The 12,785-nt window shown below is 56.2% G+C and carries 5 protein-coding genes; all 5 read left to right on the top strand.

Annotation, left to right across the window (positions count from 1 at the left end; genetic code table 11):
• Positions 1–9: 9 nt before the first annotated feature.
• Positions 10–2,376 (top strand): right-handed parallel beta-helix repeat-containing protein, encoded by a 2,367-nt coding sequence (locus tag Mal65_RS12945; RefSeq protein ID WP_145298195.1) that lies wholly within the window; start codon positions 10–12, stop codon positions 2,374–2,376.
• A gap of 72 nt (positions 2,377–2,448) precedes the next feature.
• Entirely contained in the window at positions 2,449–3,828 is a 1,380-nt protein-coding gene (locus Mal65_RS12940) for a sulfatase (protein ID WP_165701243.1), read from the top strand.
• Positions 3,829–4,041: 213 nt separating this feature from the next.
• Positions 4,042–5,496, top strand: coding sequence for a right-handed parallel beta-helix repeat-containing protein (locus tag Mal65_RS12935; protein ID WP_145298189.1), 1,455 nt, complete (start codon positions 4,042–4,044; stop codon positions 5,494–5,496).
• 651 nt (positions 5,497–6,147) lie between these two features.
• A complete protein-coding gene (locus Mal65_RS12930; protein ID WP_145298185.1) occupies positions 6,148–11,070 on the top strand; it encodes a polyketide synthase in 4,923 nt (1,640 codons plus the stop codon).
• 194 nt (positions 11,071–11,264) lie between these two features.
• Positions 11,265–12,740, top strand: coding sequence for an aspartate aminotransferase family protein (locus Mal65_RS12925; RefSeq protein WP_165701242.1), 1,476 nt, complete (start codon positions 11,265–11,267; stop codon positions 12,738–12,740).
• The last annotated feature ends 45 nt before the right edge of the window (positions 12,741–12,785 follow it).

Genomic DNA, 12,785 nt, shown 5'->3' with positions numbered 1-12,785 from the left:
CCTGTGAGAATGAGAGAAACCAACGTCCAATTCAGCCAGCTTTGGACCATTTCCGGTGCCGCAACACAGCGACAGGCGGACGAAACCCAAGGATTTTTCTTCCCCGTGATCGCCGTCCTGCTTTCGCTAGCGATGATGCACTCGACGGTATTCGCTGCGAAGACGGTTCTTTACGTTGCGGTCAACGGTAACGATCAATGGTCGGGCCGTTATGCCGACCCGCAGGGCAACGATGGACCTTTGGCGACACTTGATGGGGCCCGTCGAAAAGTGCGGGAATTGATCAAAGCCCAGCAAACGCCCGCGAGTGAAGTCACCGATGGCGTGGACGTCCTGATACGCGGAGGAGCGTACGAGCTTCGCGAAACGGTGGTCTTCGGTCCAGACGATTCCGGCCGCCCCGGTGCACCGGTCTCGTACAAGGCGTTCCCGGGCGAAAACCCTGTGTTTTCGGCCGGAGTCGCGATCTCTCAGTGGACGAAATGTGACCGTGACCCAGAGGGCACTGCCGTCGCGGCACAAGGCAAGTTGTGGTTCGCCGATGTTCCTTCGATGCCAAACGGAAAATGGGTCATCAAATCCCTCTATGACCGTGACCGACTTCTTCAGCGGTCCACGTCGGGCGAACTGTTCTACGCCGATCGCAAGCGTGACAACGACTACAACATGCAAGGCAAGAAGATCTACCGTGCACTCGACTATGAAGGTGAACCGGTTGCGCCGTTCGATCGTGACATCACCTATCGCGGCGATGATATGCGAAGCTGGAAAAACACGGGGGACATCGAGATCGTTCTGCGCGAACGACGTTGGATCTACAACCTGATTCCGCTGGACAGGATCGACGAGAAAACGAAAACCGCGTGGATGGCGGTGGATCCGACCTACCAGCCAACGAAACCCACCAAGCCCTACTGGATCGAAAACGCCATCGACTATCTGGATGAACCCGGCGAATGGGTGTTCGACAGCAGCGAAGGGCGGCTGAATCTATGGCCCGATCGCGATGTTAAAGAAATGGAGATCATCGCGCCGTACCTGCAGGAGTTGATTCGCGTCGAAGGGCAAGAAGATGGGCCGTTCACCAAGAACCTTCGTTTCGAGGGGCTGACGTTTCGACACGGATTGCGTGATACCTTGGTCGAAGGCGACCGCGGACTGCAGCACGACTGGGAGATGTACGACAAAGGCAACGCGGCGATCCGTTTTCGGCACGCGGAGGATTGCGTGGTCAGCCGATGCGAAATCAGCCACAGCAGCGGAACCGGTATCCGGTTGGACTTGCATTGCCAAAAGATCACGTTGTCAAGCAGCCGCCTTTCGCACTTGGGCGGAAACGGCATCGTGCTCAGCGGGTATGGCCCGGGCACGAAGGACGTGAATCACCACAATGTCGTGACGGACAACTTCATTCATGACATTGGCCAGTTGTATTGGCATTCGGCAGGCATCTTTATCACGCAAAGCGGTCACAACCAGATCACGCACAATACGATACGCGATGTGCCGTACAACGGACTCGTGATCAGCGGTTGCCGGCCGCATGAGTTCTACCTGGTCAATCGAACTCCGTTCCGTCGTGCGTGGGTCAGCAGCATTCGAACCCAGGAGTGCGAGCCGTACACGCTTGCCGGTCTCCGGTCCGAACGGAAGACCGCAATCGAGCATTTCCTGCCGCTGCTTCATGCCAGAGAAAACCTCGTGGAGCAAAATGACATCTCACGCATGCTACTGAAACTCGGCGATGGAAACGCGATCTACCTATCCGCGATGGGGAAGAACAACCGACTGGTGCGGAACTTCTTGCACCACAACTACCACGTCGCTGGAACGATCCGTTTGGATGACAACCCAAGCTACACCATCATCAAAGAAAACGTGATCACGCACTCCGAACGCGGCATTGGCGTGAAAGGAGCCTGCGAAATCGTCAACAACTTTGTCTTCACGCCCATGTTCATGCGTGGCGAAGTACGGATGATCGGCGGTTCCAGTGTGAAGGAGGCGATCAAGAACGAAAGGAATATCTTCTTTCCGCCAACGGACACCAGCGAAAAGATGGGATATTTCCTCAGCGGTGATGGAAAGAAGAACTACCCGTATCACAGCAATCTGCCACGCATTCGAGACTCGCTCTGTTTCACACAAAATCAGAAGAAGGCTTTCAAGCCTGCTTCACCGCTCGGAACCGACTTGGTCAGTGGCGAGAAGGTCGTTGCAGGCAAAGACGCCGTGAAGTTGCTGTACGCGGACCCGATGTTTGACCGGGATGCAATGCAAGATCGCGTCTATCGCTTTCAAGGAGGTTCTCCGGCGCTCCGACTCGAAATCGAGCCGATTGATCTGAGCCAAGTTGGCTCCAGCTTGGCCCGATAGATTGTTGCACCAAGAATGGACTGCCTGAATCGTTCAACAGATTCCTCTTTGAGCCCCATCCACATGAGACACATGAATCGACTGTCCCAATTGCTTTTGCTGGCTGTGTTTTTGACATGCCTTGGCAAGCCCAGCCACGCGGAGCAAAACGCAGGTACCGATCATCCGAACGTGCTGTTCATCGCGGTCGATGATTTGAACAACTGGCTCGGTTGTGCTGGTCACGAGCAAGCCATCACGCCCAACATCGACCGGTTGGCCAGTCGCGGGACATATTTCTCGCGAGCGTATTGTGCGTACCCGCTGTGCGGTCCGTCGCGGGCTAGCTTGATGAGCGGCATTCACTTTGCCGATTTGAATACAACAAAGTTGCAACCGAAGGATAGCGAGGTCCAGCAGCGTGTGGAGGCGATGGGATCCTCATTGCTGCACACCTACTTGGGTGACCGAGGTTATGAGACGATGGCGGTCGGAAAGATCCTGCATCGTCATGTGCCTACCCGCAGCGTTGATCTGAGCGGCGGACGTGGAAACTGGGATTTCATCCACGGCGAAGATGGCAAACGGACAAAGATCAACTTCCCCAGCAACAAGACGCTGACGGATTGGGCGGAATACCCTTACGACGAAGCGGAGATGAGCGATTCGTTGGCCGCGCGGTGGGCCGTCGATCGGCTGGACGAGACACATGAAAAGCCGTTCATGCTGATGGTCGGATTCTTGCGACCGCATGTTCCGTGGTACGTCCCGAAAAAGTACTTCGACATGTACGACGCCGCGAAGCTAACACTGCCCGAATACAGGCCCGACGATTTCGACGACCTGCCACAGGCCGCATTGGAACAGCTTAACGAAGGATACCCGCGGACGCAGTGGGCGATCGAAAATAATCAGTGGCGCAACATGGTCCATGCCTACCTGGCCAGCATCACTTTCGCGGACACCAAAGTCGGCGAAGTCTTAGACGCGCTGGATGCGAGCCCCTACAAGGACAACACGATCGTCGTTTTGTGGAGTGATCACGGCTATCACATGGGCGAAAAGAACACCTTCCAAAAGCACACGCCATGGAACAGATCCGGTGTCGCGCCGCTGTTTATCAGCGCGCCGGGAATGGGTGCGGGGCAGACGTGCGACCGCGTCGTCAGCCTACTTGATATCTACCCGACGTTGGTCGACCTGTGTGGTTTGCCGCCGAATGAAAAGGTGATCGGACGTAGCTTGAAACCATTGTTGAAAAACCCGAAACACCCATGGAATCATCCCGCATTGACATTCAAGCGAAATTTCGCGGCCGTTCAAGACGGCAGTCTTCGATTGATCCGTTACGAAGATGGATCATTGGAACTGTACGACCACGCCAGCGATCCGCACGAATGGAACAACTTGGCGAACAATCCCGAGCATGCGCTGACCATCAACAAACTTCAAAAGCTGCTGGCTACCAACTGATCGCGAATAATCGCCGATACGATCGTTTCCCCTGGACTCAATGAGGCCATTCTCAGGTTGCGTCTGTGTGATGGAGGATTCGCTCTGGCCAATGTGCTCAATTGACCGGCGCAGATCCCCGGTCAGCTTGCGATTCAGCCTCGACTCGAAGGACTTGAGAGATCCACCCCATTGAATCATCCACCCCGTATCTCTGCAACAGAATTCAGACCAATGATTCATCGGAGCACCTACATTTCCCTTTTCGTATTAACGCTATCGAGCATCGGCCAAGCCGCCGAATACCGAGTCGATACTCAGCGGAAATTCGATGAAGTAAGCTCGATTGAACTGAGTCCCGGTGACAGTATCCTGCTCAAACGCGGACAAACATTTGTTGGAATGTTGGCACCGACTGGCCAGGGAGTCGACGGGAATCCGATTGGTGTGACGGCCTATGGCAAGGGCAGGCGTCCGGTCATTCATGCTCAGGGGCGACACATCGCCGGGCTCTTGCTGAAAAACCCTTCCTATTGGGAAGTCGACGGATTGGAAATCACCAACACCGACGGCACAACCGAAGAACAGGGCGATCTGTTCGGCATCTATGTGCTCGCCGATGAAACAGAAGGCGTGCATCAACACGTTTACATCGACGATTGCCACGTTCACGACGTCAACGGAATGGTCGCAGGAAAACGACGTGGGGGAATCCATGTCCATATTCGCAAACTCCGATCCGCGACCTTCGATGATCTGCGTATTACGAACAATGTCGTCGAAAACGTGGGGGGTGTTGGGATCGGCAATGACTCGTCATGTGGAAAAGTCCGCTTGTTCCCGGGGCGTCATGAAAGCCGGAATCTATGGACACGTGTTTACGTCGCGGGCAACCGTGTCGATTCGACCGGACGGAACAATGTCATCGCTCGGGTCAGCAAGGATGCGGTCTATGAAAACAACACGCTGGCCAACAGCAGCCGTCAAAGCACGGGGCACAGCATTTTTTGCTTCAACACTGACGGCATGAAGATCCAGTACAACGAAGCCTACGGGAACCGAGGCGAAGGCGGGATCGATCGCGGTGGTTTTGACGCCGACTACAACTGCATCAACACCTTCATTCAGTACAACTACAGTCACGACAACAACTGGTTCTGCGGAATCATGAAACGCCCCACCCGCAATGTCGTGATTCGGTACAACATCAGCCAGAATGACCGTGAAGGCATCTACTTCTACGGATTCGAGAAAGAGAAGAAGGCGGAGAACGTCCACGTTTACAACAACACGCACTTTATTCGTGCTGGTTTAGATGTCGAAGTCTTTGTCAACGGACGCACCCCAGTCAACTCGCGATTCGAAAACAACATTTTCTACTTCGAAGGCGTTGGGCAGTGGGGGAGAAACGCCGTCGGAATCAACACAGTGTTCCGCAACAACCTGTACTTCAACATTGATCCTCACCCTTCCGACACTCGGCCAATCGTAGGCGATCCGCGGTTTACACAACCGGGACAAACCGAGACGGGGATCGGCCTAACGACCATGAAAGATCTGGTGGGGTATCGTCTTCAGGAGGGATCACCCGGCATGGACACCGGGATTACGATTATGAACAGCGGAGCAAAGGATCTGGTCGGATCATCGGTCAGGGCTGGCCAAACCAATTTGGGCGCGATTGAATGAATGGATCTGGTTGCAACTGGCTTGCACTTCTGGGCCTGGAAGGCAATTGATATCCGAATCTTACAGGACTCGTTGGGACCGAGGGTGTCGCTCCGTTCTCCGTGGACACCAACGCGTTTGACAGCGATTACTGAATGCTGTTCCTCGTTCACTTGATTCCGCAATTCTCTTTTCGGACTCATCAAACTGTCAGTTTGGGCTGTCAAAGCTGGCCAGAGATTCCCGGATGAACCTCCCCCGCCCCAAACCTCCGTGTCTTGGTGCCTCCGTGCGAAACCCCAGATCCGTCCCAGACAGATGTCTCTCACAGAGGCACGAAGGCACAGAGAAGAAGGTCAGGAAGGATCGCCGCGAAGAACTTCTGGTTGAAGAACGACGGAAACCGATCAGAAGGGACCAGTCGCGTCATCTGGTAGCCCCGCTCTAACGCGCGAGACAGTCAGGGTGCATCCGACCGTTTGAACCCGCGTCATCTGTGCAACTGAAACATCGCGAATAATCGGTCGCGCAATCGTCGCTTCAAACGACTTTCCTTCTCGGCAGCAGCGCGTTGGTCACCGCTAGGTGATTCCGACGTAGCTTTCAAACGGAGCATTCCCGGACCCCGCTCCGGCGAGAGCTTTCGCCGAATTCTGCCGACGATGATGACGCATGAATGGCGCCGCTGAATACTATCAACGCATCAACGCAGCCACGGTTCGTGACGTTCCACAGTTTCCCGTTCACGCGCTGATCGATCAAGTATGTGAACGCCGACCCGACGCGATCGCTGTTCTGTCCGGTGATGACACGCAAACGTATCGCCAACTGAAGACCAAGAGCGATCAACTGGCGGTTCATCTTCGGCGACGCGGCGTCGGCGTCGGTGACTTGGTCGGACTTTGCAGCAATCGTGACGTCGACACCCCTGCGCTGTTGCTAGGCATTTTGAAGTCCGGTGCGGGCTACGTCCCGCTTGATCCCGAGTATCCGTCGGATCGTCTGCGGCTGATGGTCGAAGACAGCGGTCTGGGCCACATCGTTTCGCATCGCCAACAAGCGACTTTGATCGGATCGTTCGACGTGGAAACCACCATCGTCGACGACTGGTCGGCAGTGACCACCGGTGCAGACAATCACACGGTGCCGAAGCTTGCCGCGGCTGGCGAGATCGATTTGAAATCCGATGTGGCCTACGTCATCTACACATCGGGTTCGACCGGGAAACCCAAGGGCGTGATGGTTCAACATCATGCAATGCTGAACCTGTTATCCAGCATGCTGGAGACGCCAGGGTTCGGTGAACAAGACCGCCTGCTGGCGACGACGACTCTGTCTTTCGATATCAGCGTCGTTGAGATGTTTCTGCCGCTGTTGGCCGGTGGCAGCTTGGTCGTTGTGGATCGACAGACCGCCAAGGATGCGACTGCCCTGACCGCGGCGATCGATCGGTACGCCGTCAACTTCATGCAGGCGACGCCGGCCATGTGGCGGATCTTGCTGTCCGGCGGTCTGCCGAATCGTGCCGATATGCGGTTCGTCTCCGCCGGCGAACCGTTGACACATGACCTGGCGATGAAGCTGTTGGACCATGGCACAGAGCTTTGGAATCTGTACGGTCCGACCGAAACCACGGTCTATTCGACCGGCCAGCGAATTGGGCGTGATCATAGTCGAATCCTGATCGGTCGACCTATCGCTAATACCCAGATTTTCATCGTTGACCCCAACGATTCGCTTTGCCTGCCCGGCGATCCCGGTGAACTGCTGATCGCCGGCGAAGGCGTGACGTTGGGTTACCGGAATCGGCCCGAGCTGAACCAACAGCGATTCACCGATTGGAAGGGTCATCGTGTCTATCGCACGGGTGATTTGGCCAGATTGACCGACGACGGCCGGATCGATCACCTCGGCCGCATGGACAGCCAAATCAAGCTGGATGGCCACCGGATCGAACTCGGTGAAATCGACGCCGCGATGCTCGATCACCCCAACGTGGCTCAAGCGGCTGCGGTTCTGCGAGAGGACATCCCGAGCGAAAAACGCTTGGTCGGATACGTCATCGCATCCACCAACGGTGCTGTTGATCTTTCCCAGATGCGGCAAACGCTGGAGCAACGATTGCCGGCGTACATGATCCCGCAGCGGTTTGTAGAAATTGATCAGTTTCCCCAAACCCCGTCAGGAAAACTGGACCGAGACCAATTCCCATTGCCTCCATCGGATCGCCCCGACGTCAGCACCGATTATGCCGCACCGAAAACCGAAGTCGAAAAGCAGCTTGCGAAGATTTGGTGCGAACTGCTTCAGCTTGACCGCGTCGGAATTGAAGACAACTTCTTGCACCTGGGCGGCAGTTCGCTGCGTGCCGTTGCGATGATCGCTCGCGCGGCAGAAGAAATCGGATTGAACATCACGCCCGCTGAGTTTTTCGATCATCCCACGATCGCATCGCTGGTCGACCTTGCCGGTACGACAAACGAAAAAGCCAAACCCGATTCTGGCACCACCGATTCGAACACCGTCCACCAAGCTGCATACGCGATCGTCGGAATTGCAGCCCGAATGCCGGGCGCGGCGAATCTGCAGCAGTTTTGGAACAACCTGATCGAAGGACGTGAATCGATTCGGTTCTTTCAGCCAAACGAATTGGACTCCGGCTTGAAGGAAAGCGTCACCTCACATCCTGGCTACGTTGCCGCTCGTGGCGTTGTTGACGATGCCGATTGTTTCGACCGCAAATTCTTTGGCATGACGCCGCGCGATGCGGAGCTTACTGATCCCCAACAGCGGATCATGATGGAACTGGCGTGGACGGCACTGGAAGACGCCGGTGCCATCCCCGGCAAGACCGAAAACCGCATCGGAATTTGGGCGGGAACCTATGCGACGACCTACCTGACCAAGAATTTGCTGACCAATCCGCGAGTCGTTCTTGAGGTCGACGATTTCAAACTGGGCATTCACAACGAAAAGGACTACATCGCGACGCGAGTCGCCCACGCACTAGATCTTCGAGGCCCAGCGGTCAACGTGAACACGGCATGCTCCACGTCGCTAGTCGCGGTGATCCAGGCGTGCCAGTCGCTTCGGCTGGGCGACTGCGATGTCGCCTTGGCCGGCGGTGTCTCGATCACGTTCCCACAAAACCAGGGACACCTTCACCAAGACGGCAGCATCTTTTCGAAAGACGGACACTGTCGCCCCTTCGATGCAGATGCGAGCGGGACGTTGTTCAGCGATGGTGCGGGCGTGGTTGTGTTGAAACGTCTGCAGGATGCCATCAATGACAATGACCGTGTCTATGCGGTGATCAAAGGCTATGGAATCAACAATGACGGCGGCCAGAAAGCGAGTTTTTCGGCCCCCAGTTTGAAAGGCCAAGCAAACGCGATCGCCGCTGCCCATCGGATGGCGGGATTCACCCCGGATTCAATCTCCTATGTCGAAGCCCACGGAACGGCAACGCCGCTTGGCGACCCGATCGAAGTTTCAGCACTGTCCAAGGCGTTCGGCCCGTCATCATTCGGGAAACCGTTCTGTGCGATCGGAAGTGTCAAATCGAATATCGGACATACCGTATCCGCCGCGGGGGTTGCCGGCCTGATCAAAGTCGCGATGTCGATGCATCATCAAACGATCCCCGCGACCATCAACTATTCCAAACCCAACCCGCAGATTCCGTTCTCGGACAGCCCCTTGAACGTTTGCGACCGACGGACGCCTTGGCCATCGTCCGATGTTCCCCGCCGCGCCGGTGTCAGTTCCTTTGGCGTCGGCGGCACCAATGCCCATGTGGTGTTAGAAGACGCACCGGCAATTGCGTTGGCCGATGATCACCAAACCGGACAGGAACTGCCGTTCAGCATCCTGCCGATTTCTGCCAAAACAGAACGCTCGCTGGAAGGGAACGTTGAGGAACTGAAAATCTGTTTTCAGCATTCCAATCGTGACGATGAACTGAGCGATATCGCCGCGACCCTACAGCACCGACGTCAGCACTTCCGCCACCGAGCCGCGGTCGTCGCAAGGTCCGCCGAAGAAGCCCGCCGCAAGTTAGACGAAAGGTCGCCGCAAGACTTCATTCGCAGTCATGCTTCCCCCAGACCTCGCGACCTCGTGTTCATGTACCCGGGCCAAGGCACGCAGTACGTCCGGATGGGCCAGGATCTTTACGAACACTCGACCGTGTTCCGTGATTGTCTGGATGAGTGCAGCGAGATCTTACTGCCGTTGCTGGAACGTGATCTTCGCGAAGTCATGTTTCCGCCACGTGGTGATGAAGCGGCCTCCGAAGAGATTCTTCGCAACACCCGATTCACACAGCCGGCATTGTTCGCACTTGGCGTCTCGCTGTCGCGGATGTGGATGGCGTGGGGCTTTGAACCATCGGCGATGATCGGGCATTCCATCGGCGAATTTGCCGCGGCCTGTGTGTCGGGCGTCTTCACCTTGGACGTCGGACTGAAACTGATCACCGAACGTGGCCGACTGATGCAAGAACTACCCGGGGGCAGCATGCTGAGCGTGCGAAAACCAGGCAGCGATGTCGAAACGATGCTGTGGGGCGACATGGCCATCGCGTCATACAACGGTCCCAACCTGTGCGTTGTCGCCGGTCCCACGGATCAGGTCAGCCAATTGCAGCCGAAGCTTGAGGGTGACTCTGTCGTCTGTCGACGATTGCACACCTCTCACGCCTTCCATTCTCCCATGATGGATCCGGTGGTCCAGCCGTTCCAACAGTTTGCCGAACAGTTCGAATTCGCAGCGCCGAACATTCCGATTCTTTCAACGGTGACCGGGCAATGGATGACCGATCACGAAGCAACCAACCCGGAATACTGGGCAAATCATCTGCGGGCACCCGTGCGGTTTTCATCCGCGATCCAAAGGGTCTGGTCCGAGGACGATGGTGACCCGACGAGAATCCTGTTGGAATTGGGACCGCGAAAAACGCTGTCCAGTCTGGCAAAGCAGCACGCCGCGTCACCCAAGCAGCAACTGGCCTATCCCACCCTGTCTGACCGAGCGGACAATCAAGCCGAATGGTCGGCGACGACGACCGCGATTGCCCAGCTGTGGGCCAGCGGGACCGATGTGAACTGGTCAAAACTGTCGTGCAACGGCGCGCCACGAAAAAAGTCGACACCGGTCTCCATTCCCACGTACAGCTTCGATCGAGAACGCTTCTTCATCGATCCACCGACCGTGCAGAAGACTTTGACCACGGATTCCACCTATGCATCCGGTCCATCAACGCAACCGACGCCCCCAGCCCACCACGAAACGATGAATCGATTGCCCCAACTCATCGAACGGATTCATCACGTCTTCGAAAACTCCTCTGGGTTCGATGTCAGTGAGTTCAGCGACGACACGACCTTCTTCGAAATGGGGCTCGATTCACTGGTTTTGACACAGACTGCGTCCTCGTTGACCACGGAATTTGAGACGGAAGTGAATTTCCGACAACTGTTGGAAGGAACTGTCACCGTCGGAAACAACTGGCCGTCTTCGCACAACGCCCGATCGCACCAACGACGATCGACCAGCCCACAGTTACGGCCCAGAAAACACAGCAAAACACGCTAAAACCGGCAGCCGACCAGCAGCAATCCTCCGACAGCGTTTCATCCAAGCAACAGGCTGGTGATACAGCGAAAACGACCGATACGGAAACGACCGTCAGCGATGTCGCTCCTCGAGCGAAACGCTATGACACGGTCAAACTGCAAGACGGTGAACTGGATTCCGAACAGCAAAAGGCGCTGGATGCCATGATTGCAATGAATCAGAGCATCATGCCACGCAGCAAGTCTTACGCCCAGGAACACCGCCGGTATCTGGCCGACCCACGAACCGTCTCCGGTTTCCGTCCCAACTTGAAAGAGATGACGCATCCGATCGTTGTGGATCGCAGCAAGGGCGTCCACCTTTGGGACATCGATGGCAACGAGTACATCGATTTCACTTGTGGTTTCGGCTCCAACATCTTGGGGCACGGGCATGACGTGATCGTCGACGCGATCACCGACCAGCTGCAAAATGACTTTTCTATCGGACCACAAACGCCACTTGCGGGCGAAGTCGCCAGGATCTTTTGTGAACTGACCGGCCACGATCGGATGGCCTTCAGCAACACGGGGTCCGAAGCCGTTCTCGGGTGCACGCGTTTGGCACGCAACTACACCGGTCGCGACTTGATCGTGATGTTCAACGGCGATTACCACGGAATCTTGGATGAAGTGGTCGTCCGTGGCAGCAAGAAACAAAAAAGCTTTCCTGCGGCGACCGGAATCCCCAAGGACTACGTCACGAACACACTGGTCCTGGAATACGGTGCCGAGCAATCGCTACAGATCATCGAAGACAATCTGGATCGCTTGGCCGCGGTTCTTGTCGAACCGGTGCAAAGCCGCAAACCGGAACTTCAGCCACAGGCCTTCTTGAAATCGCTGGAACGCATGACGGCGAATCAGCCCACGGCGTTGATCTTTGACGAAGTCATCTCCGGATTCCGGATCGGCCTGGGCGGCGCTCAAGAACATTTTGGAGTCAAGGCAGATCTGGCGTCCTATGGAAAGATTGTCGGCGGCGGCATGCCGATCGGTGTTGTTGCCGGTCGATCCGAGTACATGGCTGGCCTGGACGGCGGTTTTTGGAACTACGGGGACGACAGTCGACCGGAAGCGGGAATGACCTACTTCGCCGGAACCTTCGTCCGCCACCCGCTGACCCTTGCGGCGTCCAAAGCGATCCTGACACACCTAAAGAAATGCGGGCCTGCTGCGTACGCACGCATCAACGCTTTGTCCGACGATCTGGCCGAAAGGTCGAATCGTGTGTTCCAAGAATTGAACGCACCGATGTTCCTGGCGAACTTCGGATCGTTGTTCAAGATCCAGTTCCGTGAAGACATGCTTTACAGCGAAGTGTTCTTTGCGGGGTTGCGAAGACGTGGAATCCACATTTGGGACCACCGTCCTTGCTTGCTGACACTGGCACATCGACCAGAGCACGTCGATCAGTTCGTCACGGCGTTGCGTGACACCATCGTCGAGTGCCAGCAGTACCGATTTCTGCCCGGCCAAGGGGTTCCCCAGACCATCGACGCCAACGATGCACAGCAGCCCACTGACCGATCGGCATCTCCGCCTTGTTTGAATGCCAAACTGGGTCGTGACACGAACAACAACCCCGCATGGTTCGTCGCGGACACGCTAAATCCTGGCCAATACGTCCAAGTCGGCTTGCCGTCCTAGCCCCGGTGAACAGCGAAAAATCCTCCTCCGGTCACGACCACCTTC

The sequence above is a fragment of the Crateriforma conspicua genome (assembly GCF_007752935.1).
GTDB lineage: Bacteria > Planctomycetota > Planctomycetia > Pirellulales > Pirellulaceae > Crateriforma > Crateriforma conspicua.
Note: the sequence above shows the minus strand (reverse complement) of the source record. Positions and strands in the feature narration are given on the sequence as shown.

Bases quoted from the DNA above. Each gene is read 5' to 3' on its own strand.
- Mal65_RS12945 (WP_145298195.1), top strand. From the start codon at position 10: ATGAGAGAAACCAACGTCCAATTCAGCCAGCTTTGGACCATTTCCGGT.
- Mal65_RS12940 (WP_165701243.1), top strand. From the start codon at position 2,449: ATGAATCGACTGTCCCAATTGCTTTTGCTGGCTGTGTTTTTGACATGC.
- Mal65_RS12935 (WP_145298189.1), top strand. From the start codon at position 4,042: ATGATTCATCGGAGCACCTACATTTCCCTTTTCGTATTAACGCTATCG.
- Mal65_RS12930 (WP_145298185.1), top strand. From the start codon at position 6,148: ATGAATGGCGCCGCTGAATACTATCAACGCATCAACGCAGCCACGGTT.
- Mal65_RS12925 (WP_165701242.1), top strand. From the start codon at position 11,265: ATGAATCAGAGCATCATGCCACGCAGCAAGTCTTACGCCCAGGAACAC.